The following is a 24,917-nucleotide window of genomic DNA, read 5'->3' on the forward strand; positions in this document are numbered from 1 at the left end:
CAGGCCGGACGTGGTATGGTTTGAATGTCCCCAGGAAACGAATGTGTGTCAGTGTCACGCGCGACTGAAATCTGGAGAACTCACATGTACTGGCTCATCAGCTTCCTGCTTCTGCTGTATCTCGCCGTTGGGATTTACACCTTCATCCGGGCGCTCAAGATGCCAGGCAACCTGGTTGCCGCAGCCCTTGCCGGTGCGTTCTGGCCCATGTTCTGGCTGGTCGGGAAGCAGGAAAAAGAGCGGCGACTGGGCGGAAGGCGGGGCGGCTATCTGCCTTGAGCCAGTGGGCATTCCACAGCCGTGGCGTCACAGCAGTGCCTTTCTGGCTGGCTTGCCAGACAGTTGTTCACGCCAACCGGCCAGGCCAGTGAAGGGTTCACCCGACACCCATCATCGTGTATGCTTTTGACAGGCATTCACCTCCCTCGCGTTTACGGAGAAGTCTCACATGAGCTCGATTGAAGGCAATTTCTCGAATCTTCCCCTGTCGGAAAAAATCTTCCACCTGCACCAGATTGGTGTCGAAACAACGCTTTCGGTGCTGAAGTTCATCCCGGGTCTCCCATTCAAAGGGATTGACGCCATCGGCGAACTGACGGCGTTGCCGGTTTCCGCCATGCGCGGCATCATGGCGGGCCTGTCCGGGACACCGGCCACGACCGATACGCCGGCATCTTCCGCCAAGAGCGCGGCCAGTGAAGAGCCAAAGCGCATCGTCCTCACCACCAAGTCTTAGGCCAGGTCCCGGGGCCAGGTATCCCCACGTCACCATTGAGCCCCAAGGCAACGGAAGGGCGGGTGGCAGCCTGTCCAGTGCACTGCCGGGTGCTGCTCACTTGCCTTGTCTCTTGCAACACGGCTGTTTCGGGAGCGTTCGTTGACAGGGTTCGCCGGAATTCAGTAAAGACCAAGGTAGGTCACCAATCTCCACCTTGTAAGTGATGAGGCGTGCGGTCATGATCTTTTTGACAGCCAAGGCAGTTGAAGAAGTGAAGAAGTTTATGGCATCCGAGAACATTGGGGCGGACGGTGGTTTGCGCGTCCGCGTCATGCCCGGCGGGTGCTCAGGCTTCCAGTATGGACTCGATGTCGAGGATGCCCCACGTGAAGATGATGAAATCATCGTTCACGACAACAATGGTGGCATCCGCCTGTTCGTGGACCCCTTTAGCGGGCAATATCTGGAAGGCGTGGAAATTGATTATGTGTCGAGTGTGATGGGTTCAGGCTTCACGTTCAAGAACCCCTCGGCAACCGGCTCATGTGGCTGTGGCACTTCGTTCACGGTGTAGGTGGCAGACGCATCCCGCCGCCACGTCAGGCGAAACGCCACTCAAACACCAGTTCAAACGCAAAAGCGCCAGAGTGATTTCTCTGGCGCTTTTCCTTTGTGGAGGGCAATCGGGCAGGTGGTCTTCAGAGCTTGGTGATGATTTCCCGTCCCCGCTGCTCAATGGCAATACTGTCGAGCGTCCACTGGATGAAGTCGCGCGCGGCATCGGAGTTGAGGCCGAACACACCGGCAATCTCGACAAGCTTCAAACGCTCTTCATCCGCCAGGTGGCCATCTGCGACGGCAACTTCGACACAAGTCTGATACAACGCCCGGCGCAGGAGCGGATTGGTGACCGGTTTGATGACTTTCTCAATTGGCGATGGACCGGCGAGTTCGGCTTCGATGGCCGCCTTGACGTCCTCATCGAGAATGGAAAGACCGGTCTGGTGAACAAGGCCGTAGAGCATCACACGCTCTTCTTCAGCCACCTTGCCATCTGCGGCCACGATGTTGGCCACACCACGCACGAAGGCCAGCAACTCCTCCCGTGGAAAACCGGCAAAGGGCTGGTCATCTGTCGGGACTTCAGCCGCAGCCTCAGTTGAAGGTACGTCGGGCATCGTGTTGTCTTCCATAGTCATCGGCAACCCCTTCAGAGCATTCAAAAAATCGGCATACAAGGCACCCAAACCGACGGGACGATACTTGACTCACCATATCCGAAACAAGGTGTTTCCGTCCGGCGGCGAATGGGCAAAGCCCGTACGAACATTGCCGGCCCGGCGTCGGTTCACAGCCCCGTGCAGTCGCGGAAACGGCCCTCCGCCCGGCGGGTGTCACGCCAGGCACTTTCCAGTAGCGAGCGGTCTCGTCCAAGTTCCTGCCGTTCTGATTCAGCGAACCGCTCACGGGGCTGGGACATGTCGAAATCCGTTCGCGAAAAGGCGTTTCCCAGGTTACGGACTGAAACACCGTAGTTGTGCAAGGCGTCCCGAAGCTGCTGGTAGCGCTCTCCCAAAGCACGACACTCTGCCGCGCAGGTATCTGGCACTTCTGCGTTCAGCCACTTTTCCGCAGCCTGCGCCACCTGGTTTTCAGCCGCCTCAACCTGTTGTTGATGTGAGGTAATGGTGGCCGGATTCAACGCCGTCACCCGCCGCAGCTCACGCAGCAACGGGTCTTCACGGTCATCCAGCGCCAGCGGCTCGACCGCCTGGTAAACCTGGCGGGAGACCTGGTCAAAGCGGCTGCGCAGGGCATCCGACACCCGTGCCGGGGCTTTGCCCGTCGCCTGGGGCGCCTCACCAACCTGGGGAACGGCACCGGTCGCGCCAGAAGCTTCGGCCCCCGAACCTGCCGCACGTCCCCTCATGACATACACGCCCACGGCCAGCAGCAGCCCCACGGCCAGCAACGCCGCCACGGCCACGGTCCACACCGGCACGCCCAACCGTGGCGATGAAGGCGCAGCATAAGGCGTGGCATATCCAGCCGGGGGAGGTGGGGTGTCCTGGTGCTCCGTCTGACTCAGGGTGAGCGTCCGGGAGGCCGGAGGTGGCTGGCCTGGACTGCCAGCAGCAGGAAGCGTTGGAGACAGCCCTGAAGAACGTGTCGGTGACACCCGCGAGGTCGTGATGTTGCCGGTTGCTTCAGGGATACCGGGCGGCGTCGTGGATGGCGGGGTGGGCAGGGGCGTATCAAGCACCGCAGCAATGAGGTCCGTGCCGCTGCCAAGCAGCGGGGCGCTCATCTCCCCGATGACGCCCCCCTGCCGTGCCGCCCGGAAGCCAGCCAGAAAATCCAGGGCCGTTGCGGGACGCCCATCCGGTTTTTTGGCCAGCGCCCCAATCACAAAAGCCTCCAGCGACTCCGGCAACTCCGGCGCGTGCGTGCGCAGCGGCGGCGGCGGTGCCGTCAGGTGCATGGACACAATTTCGCCAATGGTCTTGCCCTGAAACGGCAACACACCGGTCAGCATGCGATACAGAATCACGGCCAGACTGTAGAGATCAGCGCGGGGATCAATGTCGCCGCCGTGAATGAACTGTTCCGGGGAGGCATAGAGTGGCGTCCCGATGGCCTGACTGACTTTGCCGACGCCTTCATCCAGTGATTTGGCAATTCCGAAGTCGAGAATTTTGACCTGCTCGGTCGGCTGGCCCGCCCCCACGAGGGCAATGTTGGCCGGTTTGAGATCGCGGTGTACCAGCCCCGACTGGTGGGCATAGTGGAGGGCGTCGCAGATTTGGCTCAGGATGCGTTCAATCCGGTCGAGCGGAAACGTCCTGCTCCGCTGGAGTTCGTCTTCGAGCGTCGGCGATTCCAGCAGCTCCATCGCCATGAAGGGTGTGCCGTCCGGCAGGGTATCGGCATCGGTGACGGAGATGATGTTCGGATGGGACAGTCCGCCGGAAATTCTGGCTTCCCGGTGAAAAGCCTCGGCAATCGTCACATCGGCGGCGGCCACGTCGGGCTTGAGGACCTTGAGCGCCAGGTTGCGGTTGATTCCCGTGTGCTGGGCCAGATAGACAATCCCCATGCCTCCAATGCCCAGTACCGCATCCAACCGATACTTGCCGTTGATGACGGTGCCCACCAGGTGATAGGGGTCAGACAGGTTTTGACGGCGTGGGTTGGACATCACAGCCCCCGGAATGACCACGGGCCGGCAGCAGGTTCACGTCCGGCGTGCACCACACCAACGGCTCACAGTGGGAATCGAAAAATCTTTGTGGCCTTGGCATCCGTGAATTGGACTTCCCGGATGCCACTACTGCGCAGCAGCGGGAGGTTGCCCCCCTCACTGACGGACAAGGCGCGGTACAACTGCTCGGCCGTCGGCTGGTCAATCAGATCATGCGAGATGCGCAACACGTCCCGTTCGTCGCCGACCACTTCGATCCGTGCGCCAGCGCGTCCGAACTGCTCATTCATCAGCTTGATCATCTCAGCCCGAATGCGTTCGAGGGAAACCGTCCGCGGAATGTCATTGCGCCAGCGCGGCCCAAGCTCCCGGACACGGGCATTGTCGCGCGCCGTCAGCATTTCCGATTTGTATCTGTAGTCGTAGTCAATATCCACATCGGCAATGCCCCGCGCCACAATCTGCAGGTTCAGCAAAGCACCGTCCGGCAGGAAGGCATACACCAGCAGCCGCCCATCCCGGTCGCGGTGGTCGCGGGCGGCATTGGCCGGGTCATACGCGAAGCGCAGCCGCTTGCCCTGCACCAGCTTGACGGTTTCAAGCCGGGCCAGTTCACCGGCTTTGGCCGTGCTGTTCTGGACCCCAATGAGGGCAACCGGCCCCAGTGTCGGCACATCGAGCACCGCGCAGCTTTCCACCCGTATGTTGCTGTAGGTGGCTTTGGTGTCGAGTTCTGGAGCCGAGGTCGGGCGTGGCGTCCCCGACGAGGCACGCTCCATGGCGCCGCCGCTGGACTCACTGCCCATGCTGGTCATACCCGTCGCCCCGGAACGCGCCCCATCGTTCGGGGATTCCCCTTCCGCTGGAGGGGCAAAGTCCGGCTCTTCATAGACACGCCCTTCCCGCTTGGCGATGGCTTCAGGTGATTCCGTAGCCTGCGCCCAGACGCCCAACCTGGCCTTCCGGGCCTGGTATTCCGCGGCCAGCAGAATGTTTTTCGTCCGCACGTCAATGAAGTGCTGACTGAAGTAGTAGGCATCGCCATCGCGGAGGATTTCGGCATTGAGCAGCTTCCGGTTTGGCAGCAGGTAGATGTAGGACAGTTGCCGTCCGTACTTGTCCCGGTGCCCCAGATCGAGGTTCTGGTTTTCAAGCCAGACTTCAACGGTTTTGCCCAGAACGAGCTGCCGGACCCGTTCCCGCGCCTGCTCGGCCGCCGGCCCTGAAGGAGGGGCGAGGATGCCAATCAGGCGTACAATCGTCCCATCTTGCAGCACAATGGTATCACCGGTCAGAACCTGCTTGATGGTTGTAATCTTCGTTGAGGTTCCCGTTGCCACCTGAGCCACTGCCGGCAGAGACAGCCACCCGGCGATCAACAGCCCCAGCGACGCAGCGACGCAGGGAAACCTGCCTGAAATCCAACGCTTCACCATGGATGCAAACCTCACTTGGGCAGAACACTGCCACGGTTGGTTGGCGTCACGGCCTGTCACCGGGAGTAAGGGAGACAGCCGCCGGCGCCGTCACTTCGGACCATAGGCATGAAAGAGGCGTGGCACATAGAGGTCCAGCATGCGCCGCCACCACGGCCAGTCATGATTGACATCATAGCCCCACAGATCGAGCGAGTGCGGAATCCCACGGCTGTACAGCACCCGTGACAGGTCACGCGACCGCTCCGGTGCCTCATAAGCCCCCTGCCCTGAAATGATGTGAATGTCGGTGTGGTGCCGCAGCAGCGGCAGGAAGTAGTCGTCGTTCAGGTGCTGCAGATACTCGATGGGATTGTTGAAATACACATCGTCATTGTGAAAGCCATCGCACCAGGGACGGATGTCATAGGAACCGGACATGGCAATCAGGGTGTCGAAACTGCCCGGATTGCGAAACACGGAGTTGGCGGCATGATAGGCCCCGAAGCTGGCTCCGGTGGCGGCAATTTTGATGGGCGAACCACCGCAGTCGCTGCGGATGAACGGGCATACTTCATGAGAGATGTAGTTGCTGTAGGCCATCTGGCGCGCGGCCCGCTGGGCCGGATACAGGTTCTCATTCATCCAGCTTTCACGGTTGATGCTGTTGATGGAGTAGATTTTGACGATCCCGGCATCGAGGTAGGGACGCAGCACATCAATCACCAGAAAACGCTCGTATTCCTCGAAGTCGGCCGCCGCCGTGGGGAACATCAGCAACGGCTTGCCATAGTGGCCATACACGGCAATCGGCATTTCCTTGCCAAGGTGTGGACTGAACCAACGGTGGACTTGTTTACGCACGGATGTATGATTCTCCAGGGGAAAGATGGATGGTACGGAATGAAGCGGATTTGGGCGCGACGATACCATGAACCCAAACCGATGTGCAGGCTGTTTTGAACATGGCGGTGCGCCGGGTTGGTGTCACTACGACCGGGCTGAAGCCGGGACGAGCAAACCTTCACGGCGTAATTCAACCACCATCTGCATCGCTTCCAGGTCTCCCTCCAGCGACTGCAGGCACTCCCGGAAGGTACGCTGCCCGTCAAACAGCGCCTTGAGAAAGCTGATTTCCGAAGCAAAATCCTCCGGGACGACGAGCGAGGCAAACCGGTCACTGACGATGTATGGACGGTCCAGGTCCGGCTCGGCATCGAGCAGGGATTGGGTCTCGTCATAGCGGCGGACGGCTTCCAACAGAAGCTGCTGGGTCGTCAGGGGAATCTGCGGCAGTCGGTCCACCGGAGCGCTCCGAAAGGAAAACTCGCCGCGCAACCAGCCGATGACGATATACACCACGCGCACTCCCTGGTAAGACGCGAGTTCGGTATCCAGCACTTGTCCCTCGCGGACGTACAACGTGGCCTCACGCCCGGCGGAAGTCACCTTGAGCAGCCCGGTTTTACGGCCCCCTTCAATGATTTGAAGCACTTCAGGAAAGGAAACTTCCTGGAGCCTGCCGCGAAAATCGGCATTGGGTTGCAGCCGGCGCAGCAGGTTCTTGACGCAAAAGGTCAGTTCGGTGGCGCTGAAGGGCTTGACCCAGTAATCCTCGACGCCCCGCTCGAAAGCGGCCAGGCGCTCCTCCGGCTGTCCCTTGGATGACAGGCACACGAAGGGCACGTCCCGGAGCGTGGGATGCCGGCGCGTCCAATCGAAAAACTGGCGGCCGTCCATGCGTGGCATCAGCAGATCGCAGATGATGAGTGAGGGCTGGTGCCGCAGCGCGACTTCCTGCGCCGCCTCGCCATCCTCGGCGTGAGTACGGTGCAGCCCAGGCGGCGCAGACACAGATTCAGCACTTCACAGGTGCCCGGCTCATCATCCACCACCAGAATGGTCTGGTCGGGAAACTGCTCCCGGCGTTCGGAGCTGAATGACCGCTCCCCGCCAGGGTCCAGCCATGTACCACGCGCGCCCTGGGCCCATTCCTGCCGGTTGATGTTGACCAGATCAACGAGTTCCTTGCGGTACTTGGCATCCTGCTCGCCCAGCGGCGGCAGAGTTTCGACATAGCCACGGGCTGCGGCCAACTCGTGGTGGGTCAGAAGAAGTTCGACGACCTGTTGTGCGCGCTCAAAGGCATCACTGTAGCGCCCCAACTGGATCATCAGTTCCACCATCAACCGCAGGAGCCGGAGGCGTTCGTCGCTGGTGGCCAGGCGTTCCGCACGCCGAAAATAGGCCAGCGCCGTCTCAGGGTTCCTCTGGGAGCGATACAGTTCCCCAATGCGACAGAGCAGGTCCACCGCCTGCCGGCTCTGGCCGGCCTGCTGGTAAGCGTCACTCAACTGCTGCATCAGGAAAGTATCTTCCGGGGCAGCCGCCAGTTTCCGCTCCAGCTCCTCGATGTCGTGTCGCTGGCGGATGTCGGCAATCAGTCCAACGACCTGTTCGCGCATCGAGCGAACCTTGTCAAACAGGCCCATGCTTGAACCGCTCCGTGGCTTTCAGCTAGGTTTCCCGGCGGTATGCAAGTCTAGCACAGGCCCCCGGATGGGAAACCAACGCCCCTGCCATCCAAAACGCCCGGACGAGTTTATTGAACGCTGTATTCAAACCCCAACGGCATAGCCAGACATCACATGACCAGACCTCATGAGTGACGTGATCCCTGCCATTGAACATCCACGCGGGTTGGAACGCGCGTTGGAATACGACCGGCGCCCCTGGGGGCAGTATGTTGTTCTCGACGAAGGCCCAGGTTACAAGGTCAAACGCATCGAAGTTCTGCCGGGCCGGCGCATGAGCTACCAGAAGCACACGCGGCGGCATGAGCACTGGATCGTGGTGCAGGGACGCGCCCAGGTGACACTCGACGGCCACGAACACCTTGTCCACACCGGCGAAGCCGTGGATGTGCCGGTAGGCGCAGCGCACCGCATTGCCAACCCGGATGACATCCTGCTGGTGCTCATCGAAGTTCAACGTGGCGACTACCTGGGCGAAGACGACATCATCCGGCTTCAGGACGACTACGGGCGCGCAACCTAGCGACACGACCGGCAGCCACGGCAGCCTGTCCACTGTCCCTGGCTTCGGCTAGTGACCACCGTTGCGCGCCTGCAGAATCAGCCGCATCTTCAGGTCGTAGAGGGATTGTTCCAGCCCTACCGGGTAGATGTGCGGATTGACAAACCGCTTCAGCCCCGGCGCCAGCCGGGCCAGCCCTGATTGCGCCCGCTGCCGGACGGCTTCCAGGGACGGCATCCCATACACACACTCACCGCGCCGAAAAACCGGCACGAGCAGGTCTTCGTACGTCGCCTCAGCCGGGATGCGCTTGCGCCGGGTCGGATCAAGGGGGTCAATAATGACGCACCCGGAAGCCGGCGGTGAGGGAAGGTCATAGATGGCGTCGCCGAGGAGTTCGCCATCCACGCTGTAGCGCCGCACCTGGTGAATACCCGGTGTCGAAATCTTGATGGACTGCTCCGACAGCTTGATGCAGTAGCGCCAGGAGTCGTCACCACGGTCACGCAGCGCCGTCAGCTTATAGACGCCGCCCAACGTCGGCTGGTCGTAGCCAGTCACGAGTTTCGTGCCCACGCCCCACACGTTGATGCAGGCTCCCTGCTGCTTGAGGCTGTTGATGATGGTTTCATCGAGGTCATTGCTGGCAACGATACCGGCGTCCGGGAAACCGGCGGCATCGAGCATTTTGCGCGCCTCGATGCTCAGGTAGGCCAGGTCTCCCGAATCAAGCCGGATACCGATCATTTCATGGCCCTGCTCGCGCAGCCAGCGGCCAACCTCGATGGCGTGGCGTACGCCGTCGAGCGTGTCGTAGGTGTCCACCAGAAAGACACAGTTGTTGGGCATCGCCGCCGCATAGGTGCGAAACGCCTCCAGCTCGTCGCCAAAGGACATCACCCAACTGTGGGCATGCGTGCCGCGTACCGGAATGCCATACACCTTGCCAGCCAGGACGTTCGAGGTCGCCGCACAGCCGCCGACATAGGCCGCCCGGCTGGCCGACAGCCCCCCATCCGGTCCCTGCGCCCGACGCAGCCCAAACTCGATGACCGGTTCCCCCTGCGCCGCCAGGCAAATCCGCGCCGCTTTCGTGGCGATGAGGGTCTGGAAGTTGATGATGTTGAGAATGATGGTTTCAAGCAGTTGGGCCTGCACGAGCGGCCCCGTCACCCGCACGAGTGGCTCGAAGGGAAAGACAATCGTGCCTTCGGGGATGGCGTCTATGTCACATGCCAGCCGAAAGTCGCGCAGTGTCGCCAGAAAGTCAGGCTCAAACAGCGGCTGACCATCCCGTCCCGGAAGGCTGGCCAGATAAGCCAGGTCACTGTCATCAAAAGTGGCTTCTACCAGCATCTCGATGAGTGAGTGCAGCCCACAGGCAATGGTAAAGCCACCGTCGAACGGGTGCCGGCGGAAAAACATCTGGAAGACGGCTTCCTTTTCGCCACGCCCCGACTTCCAGTAGGCTTGCGCCATGGTGAGCTGATACAAATCGGTCAATAATAGGGACGGAACGGGCCGTGTCGTCGGCATACGGTTCAACTCTCCATCGCGCTGTCAAACTCCCGACTGTGCCAGCAGGGGCTGTAACTGTTCCGCGTTGGCGTCAATTTGGCAAGCCATTCTTTCCCGTACTCAAGGCCTATGCTTCCAAAACCCATTCCGCCACAACCCGGCCAGGAATCCGTCTGGGACTATCCCCGTCCGCCGCGCCTCGAACGCACGGCGAAACGGCTGCGCGTCGTCTTTGCCGGCACAACCATTGCCGAAACGACCCAGGGCTGGCGCGTCCTCGAAACCAGCCATCCGCCGGTCTATTACTTTCCGCCGGCGGACATCCTTCCCGAGGCCCTCGTGGCCACGCCCCGCACGTCCTACTGCGAGTGGAAAGGCATGGCTCAGTACCACAGCGTACGGGTCGGGCAGCGGATCGCACCGGATGCGGCCTGGAGTTACCCGCGGCCGACGCCTTCGTTTATGCCCATTGCCGGTTACGTCGCTTTTTACGCTGCCGCCATGGATGCCTGCTACGTGGACGATGAACTGGTCGTCCCCCAGCCGGGCGGTTTTTACGGCGGCTGGATTACCAAGGACATCGTTGGGCCGTTCAAAGGCGTTCCCGGCTCATGGGGCTGGTGATGCGCCAACTTGTGAGGGCCGGCGCATGAGGTATGACGGACCCGATTGGCTTCATTGATGCACTGTTGCGCCTGCTCGACGTGCAGGTGTCAGTGGCGGCGCTGCTCGTGCTGGGCGGACTGGTCTTTGCCCGCATGCTGGCCTTTGTGACCGTCGTGCCCTTTTTCGGCGGACAGAGCGTGCCCAACCAGATCAAGGTCGCCGAAGCCGTGGCGTTCGTCCTGCTCATCGTGCCGGGTCTGAGCGCGAGCGTGCCGGAACTTGCCCTGCGCGGCGGGCCCTTTGGCTTTGCCATTCTCGTCATCAAGGAAGTGGCCGTGGGGTTTACCCTGGGCTTTGTCGCCTCGCTGGTTTTTGAGGCCATTCAGGTTGCCGGGCGCATCATTGACGCGCAGCGGGGCGCGATGATGGGCGAGATGCTCAACCCCATGCTTCAGGAACAGGTCTCCGAACTGGGGCAGTTCAAGCTTCAGGTGGCTATTGTCATTTTTCTGGCGCTGGGCGCGCACCGGTTGGTCATCGAAGCCCTGTTTCGCAGCTTTGACCTCATCCCCGTGACGGACTTTCCCAAGCTGGGCACGGGCCTGTCGCCGGCACTGACCAGCATCATCCTGCTGACAGGTGAAATCCTGACGCTTGGCGTCCGCCTGGCCGCGCCTGCCATGGCTGCCCTGCTGCTGACCGATGTGTTTTTCGGACTCATCAACCGCGTTGCGCCGCAGTTCAACGTGTTCTTCCTCAGCATGCCGGTCAAGATGGCGCTTGGTATTTTCATCGTCATGCTGTCGCTGGCCATCTATGCCGAACAGTATCAGGCGGCTTTCAGGGAGGCACTGCAAGCCTTCGAGGTGCTGATGCGGCAGCTTGCGCCGTAGGTTACTATGGCGGATTACAGTCCCCCCAGATACACCCGGCCTGCCTTCACTGCCGCACACCTTGCCCGTTATGCCTTCCGATCCCTCCTGGACTCCCGACAGTGCGGCTCTCCAACGTAACCTGGCACAGGTACGGCGGCTTCGGTGGCTGTATGCCGTTCTGCTGCTGACGCTCACGGCTCTGATGATTGCCGGGCAGGTTGCCGTACAGACCTTCATTCACCGGCAGCGCGACGACGCCCGCATCATCAACATTGCCGGTCGCCAGCGCATGCGCAGCCAACGGCTGACCAAGTGCCTTCTGGCCTGGCAGGTCGCAGCGACGCCAGCGGAACGCCAGGCTTACCTTGACGAACTGCGGGACACCCTCAAGCAGTGGAAAGCGGCCCACCAGACGCTCCAGGATGGCAACTCCGAAACCGGCCTGACGGCGTGCAGCACGCCGGCCTCCCGTGCGGCCCTTCAGTCCACCCTGCCCCACTTCAACGCCATGGTCAGCACGCTGGAGCAGGTGTTGGCCACGACGGATGCCACGGGCCTGCCCCGCCCACCCACACCGGAGCAGTTTCAAACTGTCCTGAAACACCAACGGCTGTTTCTGGCCAGGATGGAAACCGTCGTTGACGAACTCGAAGCCGGATCGAATGCGTGCCGCGTGCAGTTGCAGGTTTTTGGGTGGGTCTGGCTGGGCGTGGTGCTGGTCATCTTCACTCTGGAGGGGAATTTCATCGTCCGCCGGGCGCTGAAACAGACGACCGCCGTCATCCGTGAAATTTCGCTGGCGCGCGACCGTCTGGCCAGCCTCAACCGGCGGCTGGAACAGGCCCGTGATGCCGCCCAGGCCGCAGCCCGCGCCAAATCAGCTTTTCTGGCCAACATGAGCCATGAGATTCGCACGCCGATGAACGGCGTCATCGGCATGTCCAACCTGCTGGCCAGCACGCCGCTTTCCGGCGAACAGCGCGAATACCTGGAAACCATCCGCTCCAGCGCCGAGAGCCTGCTCGTCATCCTCAACGACATTCTGGACTTCTCGAAAATCGAAGCCGGCGCGCTCCACATCGAGCAGACGCCGTTTGATCTGCGTGAGTGCATCGAAAGCACACTGGATGTCATTGCCGAACCGGCCAGCCGCAAGCGGCTGGATGTGGCCTACCTCATCGAAGACAACGTCCCGACCACGATTGTCAGTGACCCGACACGCTTCCGGCAGGTGCTGCTCAACCTGCTCAGCAACGCCATCAAATTCACCGAGCAGGGCGAAGTCGTCGTGACGGTCAGCGCCGAACCACTCGACGATGACGAGCCAAGCCTGACCAAACTTACCGCCAACGACCGACCCCGGCGCTACGAACTGCGGGTGGATGTGCGCGACACCGGCATTGGCATCCCGCCCGAAGCCCACGACCGGGTGTTTCGGGATTTCGAACAGGCAACGGAAACGACCTACCGGGTTTACGGCGGCACAGGTCTGGGACTGGCCATCTCCAAACGCCTGGTCGAAATGCTGGGCGGCAACATCTGGTTTGAAAGCGAAGTCGGACGGGGGACGACCTTCCACTTCACCCTACTGTGTGAATCCGCTCCCAACCAGCCACGGGTGTACGTCCGCGGCTCGCTGCCCGAACTCGAAAACAAAATCGCCCTCGTGGTGGATGACAACGCGACCAACCGGCACATTCTGGAGTACCAGCTTCGCGCCTGGCACGCCACGCCGCTGATGGCAGCGTCGGCTGCCGAAGCCCTGCACTGCCTGCAACAACCGGGCACCAAAGTGGACATCTTCATTCTCGACGTGCAGTTGCCCGACATGGACGGTCTGACCCTGGCCAGGGAAATCCGCAGGCAACCAGCCTATGCCCGGACGCCGATTCTGTTCTTCGGTTCAACGATGGAAGAAAGTCTCAAGGCGCAGCTCAGCACGTTTGCGCCGTCCGCGATGATGCCCAAGCCCATCCGTCTGATGCGCTTTCAGCGCCAACTGGAAGAGCTGCTTGCACCGCGTCCCGAACCAGCGCCCAGCACGCCCCAACCGCTGTTTGATGCCACTCTTGGGCAGCAGCATCCCCTGCGGGTGCTTGTCGTCGAAGATAATGTCGTCAACCGGAAGCTGGCCGTGCGGATGCTCGAAAAACTGGGGTATCAGCCCGATACCGCCTCGGATGGCATCGAGGGGGTGGAAGCCATCCTGGGCGCGGTCGCCTGTGAAAAACCCTACGACCTGGTCTTCATGGACGTACAAATGCCGGGAAAAGACGGACTGGAAGCCGTCCGGGAAGTGCGGGCGGCACTGGCGCCAGATATGTGTCCACGCTTCATCGCGCTCACGGCGGCGGTGCTGGAGGAAGAACGCCGCGCCGCCTTTGCCGCCGGCGTGGACGACTACCTGGGCAAGCCCTTCACGATCCATGATCTGGTGGCGGCCCTCCAGGCCACATCGCCGCTGACCCGACGCCACCGGGCCAAATCCACCGGGGAGCCGGACTCTAGCTTGCCGTATAGTACGCGATAGTGTATAATAATGCTTGTGGAAAGCACTATAAGCACAGGCAAGGCGGCAAAACTCCTTGGTGTCTCGGTCAAGACGTTGCAGCGTTGGGAACGCGAAGGAAGGCTAATTCCGGTGGCCCGAACGGACAGCAACCGCCGCCTCTACACTGAGACGCAGATCCGTGAGTTCATCGGTTTGCGGCAGGCCAACCATGCGCCAACAAAGCTTGTCGCCTACTGTCGGGTATCGAGTGCGGCGCAGAAGCCGGACCTGGCGAATCAGCGCAAAGTGCTGGAAGCGTTCGTGGTGGCGAAGGGATTGGCGGGGGTCGAGTTTATCGAGGAAGTGGGCGGCGGGCTGGACTTCAGGCGCAAGCGGTTTCTGGCCCTTATGGACGAGATTGGGCGACGGGAAGTCAGGATGCTAATCCTCGCTCACCGGGACCGCCTCACCCGTTTCGGCTTTGAGTGGTTCGAACATTACGCCCAAACCCATGGCTGCGAAGTGCTGGTACTCAACCAGGAACGGCTGTCTCCCGAACAGGAAATGGTGCAAGACTTAATGACCATCGTGCGCTGTTTTTCGTCTCGGCTATACGGTTTGAGGAACTATCGAAAGAAGTTGGATGAAGCGCTGAAACAGGATGCGAATGACGTCAAAAAGGCCCAACAATGCAACTGACCCACAAGATTGCTCTTTGTCCGACTCCTGAGCAAGTGGACTACTTCAAGCGCGCCTGCGGCACGGCGCGGCGTGTTTGGAACTGGGCGCTCAATGAGTGGAACAGGCAATACGCAGCAGGCGGCAGGCCAAACGCCATGGCGCTCAAAAAACAGTTCAACGCCATCAAGTACACCGACCCGCAGTGGCTCGATGAGAACGGTCGGCCTTGGTTGCAAGACATTCACCGGGATGCCCACGCCCAGCCGTTTGCCCATCTCGCCAAAGCCTGGGAAAGATTCTTCACCGACCTCAAGGCTGGCAAAGAGGCACACGCACCGCGCTTCAAGAAAAAGGGGCGCTGCCGCGACAGCTTTTACGTAGCCAACGACAAGTTCCGTCTGGTCGGTAAGACGATCCGCCTACCCAAGATCGGCGAAGTCGCCATGACCGAGGAACTGCGATTCAAAGGAAAGATACTGGGCGCAACGGTTTCTCGCACCGCGGATCGTTGGTTTGTGGCAATACAGGTCGAGGTGCCTGATGCGCAATTCTATCGGCGTCGCACGTCGCACGAGGTCAACGGCATCGACCTGGGCATCAAGGCTGCTGCAACGATCTCCAGCGGTGAAGTCATCGAGGCGCCAAAGCCGCTCAAAGCCGCGCTGCGCCGTCTGGAAATCCGTAGCCGACGTCTCAGCCGCAAGCTGGAAGCCGCCAGGAAGGCAGCCGGATTTGAACGCCATGCCCGCCTGCCTGAAGGAACGCGCCTGCCGGTATCGAACAACCGGCAGAAGTCCGCTGCGATATTGGCACGGCTCTATGCCCGCATGGCCAATATCCGAGCGGATTTCACCCACAAGCTCACGACTCGACTCTGCCGCGAAAACCAAGCGTTGGTGATCGAGGATTTAAACGTCAAAGGGATGCTGCAGAACGAGAAACTCGCCCGCGCCATCTCTGACGTGGGTTTTGGGATGTTGCGCTCGCAGTTGGAATACAAGGCCCGGCGCTACGGTACTCAGCTTACCATCGCTGATCGCTGGTATCCAAGTAGCCGACTGTGCTCCATCTGTGGCTGGAAGAACGAGGCGCTGACATTGAGAGATCGAACATGGGTGTGTGCTCAATGTGGTGCGCACCATGACCGTGACCTCAATGCGGCGCTGAACCTGAAACGGCTGGCAACCGAAACTGCCCTACCCGTGGCGAGTCCGTCCAGCAATGGCGGCGCTGCGGCGGGGACCGTCCCCGCCGTAGTCGGGAAAGTCACGCCTGTCAGATACGACGGTGGTCAACAGGACGCGTCGGGGCAGGAAGAGAACCGTGCGCACTTTTGCGCACATTCTTGATAGCAGCTGATCGGTTGAAGCCATCCAATCCAAAACCGACGACAGCAACGTTGTTTGACCCAGCCTTTGCGCAGCGGCTGGTGCTGCTCAACGGACTGTTTCCGCTGGCGCTGTGCGGATGGGACGGATTCCGGGGCCAGCTTGGGGCCAATCCGCTGGAGTTCATCCTCCGCCTGACCGGCGGCCTGGCGCTGGTCTTTCTGACCCTGACCCTGACCGTAACCCCGCTGGTGGCCTGGTTTGGTCCGCCCTGGCTCATCCGGCTGCGGCGCACGCTGGGACTGCTGGCGTTTTTCCATGCCAGCCTGCACTTCACGGCTTACGTCTGGTTCGACAAGATGTTTGACTTGGCGGCCGTGGGTGTGGATGTCCTGCGCCGGCCGTTCATCCTGTTCGGCATGCTGGGTTTTCTCGTCATGATTCCGCTGGCGGCCACATCCACCAACCGGATGATCAAGCGGCTGGGCGCGGCGCGCTGGAAACGCCTGCACCGCCTGACCTACGTGGCAGCCGTGGCTGGCGTCATCCACTTCTACCTGTTTGTCAAAGCCGATACGACCATGCCGCTGGCCTTTGCCGCCATCGTCGGCCTCCTGCTGGTCTATCGCTGGTTGCGGGCACAGCAACTCACCACCCTGGGCCTCGACCCCAAACGCTGACACAGCCGCGTCGGAAAAACTTGAAAACAGTTTTCATTTCACTTACGGTTGACGGCTGCCATGGTGGCCTCCGGCCACGTGATGCCGACGACCGAGGTATGCCCTGACCTATGAAACGCTGGCTTGCCGCCTTACGCCCTTCCTCGGCAACTTCCGCCACACCCCAAACCCTGGCCGATGTCCCGGCCGGCGAGCGCGTGCGCGTCCGGCGGCTGCTGGACATGGACGGCGCGGAAACCCTGCGGGAGCGCGGGCTGTGTGAGACTTCTGAAGTGCGTGTCATTGCGGACGGCGATCCGCTGGTGTGTTCCGTGCTCGGCGTACGGATGACGCTCAACCGCCACACGGCGCAGGGCATTCTCGTGGAGCGCCTGCCATGACACTCGATGCCCTGGCCATCGGTGCGACGGCCCGCGTCGAGCGCGTCCGGGGCGGGCGGGCCATTGCCCAGCGCCTCCAGGAAATGGGTCTGACGACCGGCGTTGTGGTCAAACTCATCCGCGTTGCCCCGCTGGGCGATCCGCTGGAAATCGAGCTGCGGGGCTATCGGCTGTCGCTGCGCAAGGATGAGGCCGCTGCCATTGAAGTCTCCCCAGGTGAGTAACATTCGTGAGTGACGAAACACCTTCCCGCCGGCTGGCGTTGGTCGGGAACCCCAACTCTGGCAAAACGACGCTTTTCAATGCCCTGACGGGCCTGCGCCAGAAGGTCGGCAACTATCCGGGCGTCACGGTCGAGAAAAAGGAAGGCCGCCTGACCGTCGGCGAAACGGAAGTCACCCTCATTGACCTGCCGGGGGTCTATAGCCTTTCAGCGCGTTCGCTGGACGAACGCATCACGCGCGATGTCGTTCTGGGACGACAGACCGACACGCCGCCGCCGGAGGGCATTCTGGCCATTGCCGATGCCAGCAACCTGGAACGCAACCTGTACCTTGTCACGCAGGTCATGGAACTGGGGCGGCCCGTCTGGCTGGCGCTCAACATGATGGACCTGGCAGAAGCCAAAGGTCTCGTCTTCGATCTCGACCGGCTTTCCCAGGGATTGGGAATTCCCGTCGTGCCCATCGTCGCCAGCAAGGGCATCGGGCTTGAAACCCTGCGCCGGAAACTCGTCGGGCCGTTGCCTGCGGTACCCACCCGACAGTGGCGACTCCCGCAGGTCATCGAAGCCGAAGTTTCGGCACTCGCGGAACAACTGCGCCAGCGCCGGTGGGCAACGGATGCCGCCGCCGAAGGCGAAGCCATCCGGCTGCTGCTCAACGAGCCGGCCGAAGACGACACGCCGCCACCGGCGGACATCCAGGCGGCCGTTGCGGCGGCGCGGGAACGGCTGGAAGCCATGGGCATCGAGTGGTGGAGCGCTGAGGCCGAAGGGCGCTACGGCTGGATTCAAACCCTGTGCCGGGCGGCCATCCAGCAACCGGGCCAGTTTCAACGCACCACCAGCGACCGGATTGATGCCATCGTCACGCATCGCCTGTGGGGGCCGGTACTGTTTGCCGGCCTGATGCTGTTCATCTTCCAGAGCATCTTCACCTGGGCGCAGGTGCCGATGGATACCATCGGCTGGATGATGGACCGGTTGGGCGCGCTCGTCCGGGAACGTCTCCCGGCCGGCGAACTCAACGACCTCGTGGTGGGCGGCGTCATTGCCGGCGTTGGCGCGGTTGTTACCTTCCTTCCGCAGATTCTCATCCTGACCCTGTTCATTGCCCTGCTCGAAGACACAGGCTACATGGCGCGGGCGGCATTCATCATGGACCGGCTGATGCGCCGGGTGGGACTCAGCGGCAAGTCGTTCATCCCACTGCTTGGTTCCTTTGCCTGCGCCATTCCGGGCATCACGGCGACGCGCACCATAGAAAACGCCAAAGACCGGCTGGTGACGATTCTCATTGCGCCGCTGATGAGCTGTAGCGCGCGGCTGCCGGTCTATGCCCTGATGATTGGGGCCTGTTTTCCGGCCGACCGGCGGCTGTGGGGCGTGTTTTCCCTGCCCGGCGTCGTCCTGTTTGCCATGTATGCCCTGGGCATCCTGGCGGCGCTGGCGATGGGCTGGCTTTTCAAGAAAACCCTGATTCGTGGGGCATCGCCGCCGCTTATTCTGGAACTGCCCCCGTACCGGCTGCCTTCCCCACGGACCGTCCTGCTGACGATGTTTTCCGCCGGCGGTCAGTTTCTCTACCGCGCCGGGACGGTCATCCTGGCCATCTCGATTGTCCTGTGGTTTCTGGCAACGCATCCCCGGTCGGTGACACTCAGCCGGGACTACGCCGCTGAGCGCGCAGCCATTACCCAGACCGGGCAGATGTCCGGGGAAGAAGCGGCCGACCGGCTTCAGGTGCTCGAACGGCTCGAAAAAGCCGAACGGCGGGAACGCAGTTTCATCGGGCAGGCCGGCAAGCTCATTGAGCCGGTCATTGCGCCGCTGGGATTCAACTGGAAAATCGGCGTCGGCATCATCTCGGCATTTGCGGCGCGGGAAGTGTTCGTGGGAACGCTGGCTATTGTCTATGGCATCGGCGATGACGAAGACGCCGCCGGCAACCAGGCGCTCCACGCGGCGCTGCAAGCCGACCGTCACGCGGATGGGCGGCCGGTGTTTTCGCCTCTCGTGGCCGTGTCGGTGATGGTCTTTTTTGTGCTGGCGATGCAGTGCATGTCCACGCTGGCCGTCGCCTGGCGGGAGACAAACAGTTGGCGCTGGCCCGTGGTGATGTTTGCCTACATGACGGCGCTGGCTTACGTCGGCAGCCTGCTCGTCTATCAGGGAGGCCGGTGGCTCGGCTTGGGACAGTGACCCCGATCAGGGAAGCGGGGCGGCAACGGCCCGCGGCCGCCAGTGCAGCAGCCGCAGCGCATTCGTCAGCACAAACAGGCTTGACAGCCCCATGGCCGCGCCGGCCGCAACAGGTGAAAGTTGCAGACCGAACGCAGGGTACAGTACGCCTGCCGCCACCGGGATGAGCACGACGTTGTAGGCAAAAGCCCAGAACAGGTTTTGCCGGATGTTGCGCATCGTCGCCCGCGCCAGATCGCATGCCTGCAGAACGCCGACCGGATCACCGGACATGAGAATCACATCGGCAGCCTCGATGGCCACATCCGTTCCGGTGCCCAGGGCAATGCCCACGTCGGCAACGGCCAGCGCCGGGGCGTCGTTGATGCCATCCCCGACAAAAGCCAGCCGCCCGCGCTGCCGAAGCCTCCGCACGATGTCAGCTTTGTCGGCCGGACGCGCCCCGGCAAACACCTCATCAATCCCCAGGCGGGCGGCAACCGCCTGGGCCGTTGCCGGATGGTCGCCCGTGACGAGGACGACTTCAAGCCCCTGGGCGCGCAGGTGGGCCACAGCCGCGGCCGCCGTTGGCTTTATCTCATCGGCTACGGCCAGCACCGCCGCCAGGCGACCATCCAGCGCCGCATACATGGGCGTTTTCCCGGCGCGCGCCAGTTCAGCGATGACCGGCGCGCCGGCTTCAGTCGCCACGTTCAGATGCGCCATCAGCCGGTCGGTGCCCACCGCCACGTGATGTCCGGCCACGGTCGCTGTGACGCCCTGCCCCGGCAGCGCCGTGAAGTCGGTTGGCGTCGGCAGCGGCAGGCCGCGCGCCTCGGCCTCTGCCACGACGGCCCGGGCAATGGGATGCTCCGAAGGCTTCTCCACCGCCGCCAGCCAGCCCAGCAGGTCGGTTTCCGACACTTCCGGCGGCAGGTCACAACCGTGCAGGTCAGTCAGCCGAGGGTGGCCGGCCGTCAGCGTGCCGGTCTTGTCAAAGACGACCACCCGCAGTTCGTCCAGCATCTGCAGGGCGCTGCCCTTGCGAAAGAGAACGCCAAGCCGTGCCGCCTGGCCGGTGCTGACCAGAACGGAGGTCGGCGTTGCCAGTCCCAGGGCACAGGGACAGGCAATGATGAGAACGGACACGGCGTTGACCAGAGCCAGCTCAAAGGTTGCCTGCCACCACCAGACACCGAACGTGACCAATGCCACGCCGAGAACCGCCGGTACGAACCACCGTACCACCCGGTCGGCGACATCCTGAATGGGCGGCTTGGACCCTTGCGCCGCCTGCACCAGCCGGACGATGCCCTGCAACACGGTCTCTGCGCCGACGCGACTGGCGCATACCACGAGATAGCCCTGGCCGTTGACCGTTCCGCCGATGACCTCCGCACCAACGGTCTTGTCCACCGGCAGCGGCTCGCCGGTCAGCATGGACTCGTCCACGAAAGAAGCGCCTTCCACGACCGTCCCATCCACGGGAATGCGCTCGCCGGGACGCACGACGACTTCATCACCCGGATGGATCAGCGCCACCGGCAGCTCGAAGGTCTGCCCGCCGCGCCTGACCTGGGCCGTTTTCGGCTGCAATGCCAGCAGATGGCGAATGGCCGCGCCCGTTCGCCCTCTGGCGCGCGCCTCGAAATACCTGCCCAGCAGTACCAGTGCCACGACGGTTGCCGACGCCTCGAAGTACACGTGCGCCGTCCCGGGCGGAAAGGCCGCCGGAAAGCACACAACGGCGACGGAGTAGCCGTAGGCCGCCGTCGTCCCCAGCATCACCAGCGTGTTCATATCCGGCGACCAGACGCGGACCGCAGCCCAACCGGCGCAGTAAAAACGCCACCCCGGACCAAACTGCACCAGTGTCGCCAGCAGCAGGCCGATTCCACGCCACGTACCTTCATCCAGGACGGCCAGCCGGGCATGATGCAGCGCCGGGATGAGCATCGGCAGCATCTCCAGGGCAAACAGCGGAAGAGCCAGCAGCCCGGCAACAAGCGCCTGCCGGCCAAGCTGACGCTGCTCCAGCATCGCCGTCTCATCGGCCGCTGTCCCGTCTTCGGCTGTTGTCGGCGGGACGACCCCATAGCCGGCCCTTTCAATGGCGGCATGCAGGGCCGGCAGGTCGGTCATCCCCGGCTGGAACGTCACCACGGCCTGCCCGGCAGCCAGACTCACCGCCGCCGCCGTTACGCCCTCCACCCGCCGCAGCACGCGCTCGATACGGCTGGCGCAGGCAGCACAGGTCATGCCGTTGATGCCGATGACGGCCGTTTCAATTTCGGCCGCCGGTGTCGCTGGGTTTGACGACGCCGGTGCCGCAGAAGTCAGCGGCAGCATCACACCACCTGAAAGCCAGCGTCCTCGACGGCTGCCGCAATCTGCGCCCGGTTGACGGTTGCCGGGTCATAGGCCACGGCGGCGCGCCCGATTTCCACCCGCCGCACTTCGACGCCGGCCAGCGACCGCAGCGCCGTCTCGACCGCCTGTATGCAGTGGCCGCAACTCATGCCTTCAATTTCGATGGTTTCTTCGTGCATGGCTTTCACTTCCCCGGATGTACTTCCGGCCTTGTCAGACCGGCGGCGGCACAGCACCATGCGCCGCATGAAACGCTTGTGGCTGGTATGTTGTATCACGCTCCTGGGTTTTGTTCTGCCGACGCTGCCCGTCGCCCTGCCGGCGGCCGCGTTTTCACCGATGCCGGATTCACCTTCCCTGTCTCGTCCGACCCTGCAAATGGGCCCGGTCCGCGCGCCCGAACTGGAAGGCGGCATGGCCTGGTTCAACGTTCCGGGCCCGCTGTCGCTCGCCCAACTGCGCGGGAAAGTCGTCCTGCTCGACTTCTGGACCTACTGCTGCATCAACTGCCTGCACGTCATTCCCGACCTGAAAGCCCTTGAAGCCAAATATCCCAACGAACTGGTGGTGATTGGCGTGCATTCGGGCAAGTTCAAGACCGAAAAGGAAACGAACAGCATTCAGCAGGCCGTCGTGCGCTACGACATCCGGCATCCCGTCGTCAACGACGCCAACTTTGCCATCTGGAACGCCTATGCCGTTCGCGCCTGGCCGACGCTGGTGCTCATTTCGCCGGATGGCTACGTGGCCAGCCGGTACGCCGGCGAAGGCCACCGCGAGGAACTCGACCGCGACATTGCCGCCCTGATTGCTGAAGCCCGCAAAAAAGGCACGCTCAAGCTGGACCCCGTTGAAGTTGTCCCGCGGCCGTCCCAGGAAACCGACAGCCCGCTTCGCTTTCCCGGCAAGGTGTATGCCGACGCCGCCAGCCAGCGGCTGTTCATTGCCGACACCAACCACCACCGCATTGTCGTTGCCGGCTTCGACGGAAAGGTGCTCGACACCATCGGCTCCGGCGCACCCGGCACGCGGAACGGGCAGTACGACTTTGCCGAGTTCCGGTATCCCCAGGGCATGGCGCTCGATGGCGATTTCCTGTACGTCGCCGACACGGGCAACCACCTCCTCCGGCGCGTCAACCTCAAAACCAGGATGGTTGAAACCGTTGCCGGCACCGGCAAAAACGAACGCAGCCGGCAGACCGGGCCAGGAACGAGTGTCGGCTTGAGTTCCCCGTGGGACCTGGCCATCCACGGGCGCACCCTGTTCATCGCCATGGCCGGCGCGCATCAGATTTGGCAGTACAACCTCGATACCGGCGTGGTTGGTCCTTATGCCGGCACAGGCGCCGAAGGACGGCAGGACGGCACCCTGGAGACGGCTGTTTTTGCCCAGCCGTCGGGGCTGTCCACCGACGGCAAGCGGCTCTACGTGGCCGACAGTGAAATCAGCGCCGTGCGGGCCATCGATCTGGCAACGGGGCAGGTGACAACGCTGGCCGGCGGCGATCTGTTCGACTTCGGCGACGCCAACGGCAAGGGCGAAAATGCCCGGTTTCAGCATCCTTTGGGCGTGGCGGCCGCCGAGCGCAAGCTGTATGTCGCCGACACCTACAACCACAAACTGCGCACCATTGACCTGCGCACGCGGTTCGTCTCGAACCTCATCGGCAGTGGCGTGCCGGGGCTTCAGAATGACCTGCCGGCGCTGTTTCACGAACCCGGCGGGCTGTCCTACGCCGCCGGAAAACTGTTTGTCGCCGACACGAACAACCACGTCATCCGGCTTGTGGAGTTTGAGCCGACGCGGGTAAGCACCTTTGCTTTTGACAAGCTCACGGCTCCGACGCCCATCAAACTCAAGGCCGACGCCCTGCCCAACGAAGAGCAGATCGGCGTCCCGACCCAGCGCCTCACGCCCGGCGCGGGTGAAATCGTCGTGGACATTCTGCTTCCGCCGGGCTTCAAGTACGCGCCTACGGCCGAGCAACGGTATTTTGTCAGCATCGAGGCCGGCACCGAAGGCCTGACCATTCCGGCCAAGGCCATGGCGGTCACGTCGTCCAAGCTGCGGTTTCCCGTCAGCATCCCCTACACGGTGACGGCCAACGGCATGGGCGCGTTCGATGTCGTGGTTTCCGTCACCTTCTGCAAGGAAGGCAACGAAGGCTTCTGTTCGGTCGCCACCTACCGGTTTCACGTGCCGTTTATCGGGCGGCCCAAAGGCAGCACCAAACGGCCCGTCCTCCTGAAATCCATTCCCCCGCCGACGCCGTAAGTCGTGCGCCCTGAGTCACCAACTGAGTCACCAACGATGAAAGTCCAGCCATTTACGATTGGCCTCGTGCAGATGCGGTGCGCCGCCGACCGGGCGGAAAATCTCGACCGGGCGGCGCACTTCGTCCGGGAAGCGGCCGACCGGGGCGCGCGGGTGATCTGCCTGCCCGAACTCTTTCAGTCGCCCTACTTCTGCCAGATGGAGGACACGGCGCTGTTTGACCGCGCCGAACCGTTCGACGACAGTCCCTCTTTGCGGGCAATGCAGGCTGTGGCGCGGGAGACGCGGACGTACCTCTTCGTGCCGTTTTTTGAACGGCGGGCGGCCGGCCTCTACCACAACAGCGTGGCGCTCGTGGATGACCGGGGCGACATCCGCGGGCTGTACCGCAAGATGCACATTCCCGACGACCCGGCCTACTACGAAAAGTTTTACTTCACGCCCGGCGACCTGGGCTTCGTCGCCTTCGACACGCCCTACGGACGCTTAGCCTCGCTTATTTGCTGGGATCAGTGGTTTCCCGAAGGCGCACGGCTGGCGGCGCTGCGCGGCGCGACGGTGCTGTTTTATCCCACGGCCATCGGCTGGCATCCCTACGAAAAGGAAACCCACGGGGCCGCCCAGCGCGACGCCTGGCGGACGGTGCAGCGTGGGCATGCCATTGCCAACGGGATGTATGTCGCGGCGGTCAACCGGATTGGCTTTGAACCGTCGCCAACCGATGAGCTGGGCGGACTGGAGTTCTGGGGCAGTTCCTTTGTGGCCGACCCCCAGGGCGTGATCGTGGCCGAGGCGCCGACGGATGAAGAAACCATCCTGCTCGCCGAGGTCAACCCCTCCCGACTGGAAGACGTACGGCGCAACTGGCCCTTTCTGCGTGACCGGCGCATTGAAGCCTACGACGGGCTGACCCGGCGCTTTCTCGATTCGTGATGCAAA

Annotated in this window: 24 protein-coding genes; 15 read left to right on the forward strand and 9 right to left on the reverse strand. The window is 62.4% G+C overall.

The window, feature by feature from the left end:
- The first annotated feature begins 84 nt into the window (after window positions 1-84).
- The 3 genes from J8C05_RS13210 to J8C05_RS13220 all read left to right on the forward strand — a co-directional run bounded on the left by J8C05_RS13210 (window position 85) and on the right by J8C05_RS13220 (window position 1,292).
- Entirely contained in the window at window positions 85-279 is a 195-nt protein-coding gene (locus J8C05_RS13210) for a hypothetical protein (protein ID WP_211423971.1), read from the forward strand.
- A 169-nt stretch (window positions 280-448) separates the two neighbouring features.
- A complete protein-coding gene (locus tag J8C05_RS13215) occupies window positions 449-736 on the forward strand; it encodes a hypothetical protein (protein WP_058868568.1) in 288 nt (95 codons plus the stop codon).
- 220 nt (window positions 737-956) lie between these two features.
- A complete protein-coding gene (locus J8C05_RS13220; protein WP_058868567.1) occupies window positions 957-1,292 on the forward strand; it encodes a HesB/IscA family protein in 336 nt (111 codons plus the stop codon).
- Window positions 1,293-1,416: 124 nt separating this feature from the next.
- Here J8C05_RS13220 and J8C05_RS13225 read toward each other — a convergent pair whose 3' ends face one another.
- The 6 genes from J8C05_RS13225 to J8C05_RS13250 form a co-directional block, all read right to left on the reverse strand.
- The gene (locus J8C05_RS13225) at window positions 1,417-1,896 is read right to left on the reverse strand and encodes a tellurite resistance TerB family protein (RefSeq protein ID WP_211423972.1); all 480 of its coding nucleotides are present in this window, start codon (window positions 1,894-1,896) and stop codon (window positions 1,417-1,419) included.
- A gap of 170 nt (window positions 1,897-2,066) precedes the next feature.
- Complete coding sequence (locus J8C05_RS13230; RefSeq protein ID WP_211423973.1) at window positions 2,067-3,917, reverse strand: serine/threonine protein kinase; 1,851 nt, start codon at window positions 3,915-3,917, stop codon at window positions 2,067-2,069.
- A 65-nt stretch (window positions 3,918-3,982) separates the two neighbouring features.
- Window positions 3,983-5,356, reverse strand: a complete 1,374-nt coding sequence (locus J8C05_RS13235) for a thermonuclease family protein (protein WP_211423974.1) — start codon at window positions 5,354-5,356, stop codon at window positions 3,983-3,985.
- Between the two features lie 90 nt (window positions 5,357-5,446).
- Window positions 5,447-6,199 carry an esterase family protein gene (locus J8C05_RS13240; RefSeq protein WP_246840810.1) on the reverse strand — a complete coding sequence of 251 codons (753 nt, stop codon included), beginning with the start codon at window positions 6,197-6,199 and terminating at the stop codon, window positions 5,447-5,449.
- A gap of 126 nt (window positions 6,200-6,325) precedes the next feature.
- The gene (locus tag J8C05_RS13245; RefSeq protein ID WP_211423975.1) at window positions 6,326-7,189 is read right to left on the reverse strand and encodes a DUF4388 domain-containing protein; all 864 of its coding nucleotides are present in this window, start codon (window positions 7,187-7,189) and stop codon (window positions 6,326-6,328) included.
- A complete protein-coding gene (locus J8C05_RS13250; RefSeq protein WP_211423976.1) occupies window positions 7,084-7,827 on the reverse strand; it encodes a tetratricopeptide repeat protein in 744 nt (247 codons plus the stop codon). The genes J8C05_RS13245 and J8C05_RS13250 overlap by 106 nt, the downstream gene beginning before the upstream one ends.
- A 169-nt stretch (window positions 7,828-7,996) precedes the next feature.
- Between J8C05_RS13250 and J8C05_RS13255 the strand changes: the two genes are divergently transcribed.
- A complete protein-coding gene (locus J8C05_RS13255) occupies window positions 7,997-8,392 on the forward strand; it encodes a phosphomannose isomerase type II C-terminal cupin domain (protein WP_014101285.1) in 396 nt (131 codons plus the stop codon).
- 48 nt (window positions 8,393-8,440) lie between these two features.
- On the opposite strand, the gene J8C05_RS13260 is transcribed toward J8C05_RS13255, so the two are convergent.
- Window positions 8,441-9,907 carry a nicotinate phosphoribosyltransferase gene (locus J8C05_RS13260; protein WP_211423977.1) on the reverse strand — a complete coding sequence of 489 codons (1,467 nt, stop codon included), beginning with the start codon at window positions 9,905-9,907 and terminating at the stop codon, window positions 8,441-8,443.
- 111 nt (window positions 9,908-10,018) lie between these two features.
- Between J8C05_RS13260 and J8C05_RS13265 the strand changes: the two genes are divergently transcribed.
- The 9 genes from J8C05_RS13265 (at window position 10,019) to feoB (ending at window position 19,352) form a co-directional block, all read left to right on the forward strand.
- Window positions 10,019-10,513 (forward strand): DUF427 domain-containing protein, encoded by a 495-nt coding sequence (locus J8C05_RS13265; protein ID WP_211423978.1) that lies wholly within the window; start codon window positions 10,019-10,021, stop codon window positions 10,511-10,513.
- A gap of 32 nt (window positions 10,514-10,545) precedes the next feature.
- Window positions 10,546-11,388: a type III secretion system export apparatus subunit SctT gene (gene sctT, locus J8C05_RS13270; RefSeq protein ID WP_211423979.1), complete on the forward strand. Its 843-nt coding sequence runs from the start codon at window positions 10,546-10,548 to the stop codon at window positions 11,386-11,388.
- Window positions 11,389-11,458: 70 nt separating this feature from the next.
- Window positions 11,459-13,900 carry a hybrid sensor histidine kinase/response regulator gene (locus tag J8C05_RS13275; RefSeq protein WP_211423980.1) on the forward strand — a complete coding sequence of 814 codons (2,442 nt, stop codon included), beginning with the start codon at window positions 11,459-11,461 and terminating at the stop codon, window positions 13,898-13,900.
- Window positions 13,901-13,909: 9 nt separating this feature from the next.
- A complete protein-coding gene (locus J8C05_RS13280) occupies window positions 13,910-14,560 on the forward strand; it encodes an IS607 family transposase (RefSeq protein ID WP_211423981.1) in 651 nt (216 codons plus the stop codon).
- Window positions 14,551-15,891: an RNA-guided endonuclease InsQ/TnpB family protein gene (locus J8C05_RS13285; RefSeq protein WP_211423982.1), complete on the forward strand. Its 1,341-nt coding sequence runs from the start codon at window positions 14,551-14,553 to the stop codon at window positions 15,889-15,891. The genes J8C05_RS13280 and J8C05_RS13285 overlap by 10 nt, the downstream gene beginning before the upstream one ends.
- A 50-nt stretch (window positions 15,892-15,941) precedes the next feature.
- The gene (locus J8C05_RS13290; protein WP_211423983.1) at window positions 15,942-16,550 is read left to right on the forward strand and encodes a protein-methionine-sulfoxide reductase heme-binding subunit MsrQ; all 609 of its coding nucleotides are present in this window, start codon (window positions 15,942-15,944) and stop codon (window positions 16,548-16,550) included.
- A 110-nt stretch (window positions 16,551-16,660) separates the two neighbouring features.
- Window positions 16,661-16,930 carry a FeoA family protein gene (locus J8C05_RS13295; RefSeq protein WP_014101291.1) on the forward strand — a complete coding sequence of 90 codons (270 nt, stop codon included), beginning with the start codon at window positions 16,661-16,663 and terminating at the stop codon, window positions 16,928-16,930.
- Complete coding sequence (locus tag J8C05_RS13300) at window positions 16,927-17,154, forward strand: FeoA family protein (protein ID WP_211423984.1); 228 nt, start codon at window positions 16,927-16,929, stop codon at window positions 17,152-17,154. The genes J8C05_RS13295 and J8C05_RS13300 overlap by 4 nt, the downstream gene beginning before the upstream one ends.
- Window positions 17,155-17,159: 5 nt before the next feature.
- Window positions 17,160-19,352 carry a ferrous iron transport protein B gene (gene feoB, locus J8C05_RS13305; RefSeq protein ID WP_211423985.1) on the forward strand — a complete coding sequence of 731 codons (2,193 nt, stop codon included), beginning with the start codon at window positions 17,160-17,162 and terminating at the stop codon, window positions 19,350-19,352.
- 6 nt (window positions 19,353-19,358) lie between these two features.
- On the opposite strand, the gene J8C05_RS13310 is transcribed toward feoB, so the two are convergent.
- A complete protein-coding gene (locus tag J8C05_RS13310; RefSeq protein WP_246840811.1) occupies window positions 19,359-21,680 on the reverse strand; it encodes a heavy metal translocating P-type ATPase in 2,322 nt (773 codons plus the stop codon).
- On the reverse strand, window positions 21,680-21,880 hold the full coding sequence (locus J8C05_RS13315) for a cation transporter (RefSeq protein ID WP_246840812.1): 201 nt from the start codon (window positions 21,878-21,880) through the stop codon (window positions 21,680-21,682). The genes J8C05_RS13310 and J8C05_RS13315 overlap by 1 nt, the downstream gene beginning before the upstream one ends.
- 67 nt (window positions 21,881-21,947) lie before the next feature.
- On the opposite strand from J8C05_RS13315, the gene J8C05_RS13320 reads away from it, so the two are divergent.
- Complete coding sequence (locus tag J8C05_RS13320; RefSeq protein WP_246840813.1) at window positions 21,948-23,978, forward strand: thioredoxin-like domain-containing protein; 2,031 nt, start codon at window positions 21,948-21,950, stop codon at window positions 23,976-23,978.
- Window positions 23,979-24,014: 36 nt separating this feature from the next.
- Entirely contained in the window at window positions 24,015-24,911 is an 897-nt protein-coding gene (locus J8C05_RS13325; RefSeq protein WP_211423987.1) for a carbon-nitrogen hydrolase, read from the forward strand.
- Window positions 24,912-24,917: the final 6 nt, after the last annotated feature.

It is taken from the genome of Chloracidobacterium sp. N (assembly GCF_018304765.1).
Lineage (GTDB): Bacteria > Acidobacteriota > Blastocatellia > Chloracidobacteriales > Chloracidobacteriaceae > Chloracidobacterium > Chloracidobacterium aggregatum.

What these genes read in the sequence shown, in the direction of transcription:
- J8C05_RS13210 (WP_211423971.1), top strand. Translation starts at nt 85, where the DNA reads ATGTACTGGCTCATCAGCTTCCTGCTTCTGCTGTATCTCGCCGTTGGG.
- J8C05_RS13215 (WP_058868568.1), top strand. Translation starts at nt 449, where the DNA reads ATGAGCTCGATTGAAGGCAATTTCTCGAATCTTCCCCTGTCGGAAAAA.
- J8C05_RS13220 (WP_058868567.1), top strand. Translation starts at nt 957, where the DNA reads ATGATCTTTTTGACAGCCAAGGCAGTTGAAGAAGTGAAGAAGTTTATG.
- J8C05_RS13225 (WP_211423972.1), bottom strand. Translation starts at nt 1,896, where the DNA reads ATGCCCGACGTACCTTCAACTGAGGCTGCGGCTGAAGTCCCGACAGAT.
- J8C05_RS13230 (WP_211423973.1), bottom strand. Translation starts at nt 3,917, where the DNA reads ATGTCCAACCCACGCCGTCAAAACCTGTCTGACCCCTATCACCTGGTG.
- J8C05_RS13235 (WP_211423974.1), bottom strand. Translation starts at nt 5,356, where the DNA reads ATGGTGAAGCGTTGGATTTCAGGCAGGTTTCCCTGCGTCGCTGCGTCG.
- J8C05_RS13250 (WP_211423976.1), bottom strand. Translation starts at nt 7,827, where the DNA reads ATGGGCCTGTTTGACAAGGTTCGCTCGATGCGCGAACAGGTCGTTGGA.
- J8C05_RS13255 (WP_014101285.1), top strand. Translation starts at nt 7,997, where the DNA reads ATGAGTGACGTGATCCCTGCCATTGAACATCCACGCGGGTTGGAACGC.
- J8C05_RS13260 (WP_211423977.1), bottom strand. Translation starts at nt 9,907, where the DNA reads ATGCCGACGACACGGCCCGTTCCGTCCCTATTATTGACCGATTTGTAT.
- J8C05_RS13265 (WP_211423978.1), top strand. Translation starts at nt 10,019, where the DNA reads ATGCTTCCAAAACCCATTCCGCCACAACCCGGCCAGGAATCCGTCTGG.
- sctT (WP_211423979.1), top strand. Translation starts at nt 10,546, where the DNA reads ATGACGGACCCGATTGGCTTCATTGATGCACTGTTGCGCCTGCTCGAC.
- J8C05_RS13275 (WP_211423980.1), top strand. Translation starts at nt 11,459, where the DNA reads ATGCCTTCCGATCCCTCCTGGACTCCCGACAGTGCGGCTCTCCAACGT.
- J8C05_RS13280 (WP_211423981.1), top strand. Translation starts at nt 13,910, where the DNA reads ATGCTTGTGGAAAGCACTATAAGCACAGGCAAGGCGGCAAAACTCCTT.
- J8C05_RS13285 (WP_211423982.1), top strand. Translation starts at nt 14,551, where the DNA reads ATGCAACTGACCCACAAGATTGCTCTTTGTCCGACTCCTGAGCAAGTG.
- J8C05_RS13295 (WP_014101291.1), top strand. Translation starts at nt 16,661, where the DNA reads ATGAAACGCTGGCTTGCCGCCTTACGCCCTTCCTCGGCAACTTCCGCC.
- J8C05_RS13300 (WP_211423984.1), top strand. Translation starts at nt 16,927, where the DNA reads ATGACACTCGATGCCCTGGCCATCGGTGCGACGGCCCGCGTCGAGCGC.
- J8C05_RS13310 (WP_246840811.1), bottom strand. Translation starts at nt 21,680, where the DNA reads ATGCTGCCGCTGACTTCTGCGGCACCGGCGTCGTCAAACCCAGCGACA.
- J8C05_RS13315 (WP_246840812.1), bottom strand. Translation starts at nt 21,880, where the DNA reads ATGCACGAAGAAACCATCGAAATTGAAGGCATGAGTTGCGGCCACTGC.
- J8C05_RS13320 (WP_246840813.1), top strand. Translation starts at nt 21,948, where the DNA reads ATGAAACGCTTGTGGCTGGTATGTTGTATCACGCTCCTGGGTTTTGTT.
- J8C05_RS13325 (WP_211423987.1), top strand. Translation starts at nt 24,015, where the DNA reads ATGAAAGTCCAGCCATTTACGATTGGCCTCGTGCAGATGCGGTGCGCC.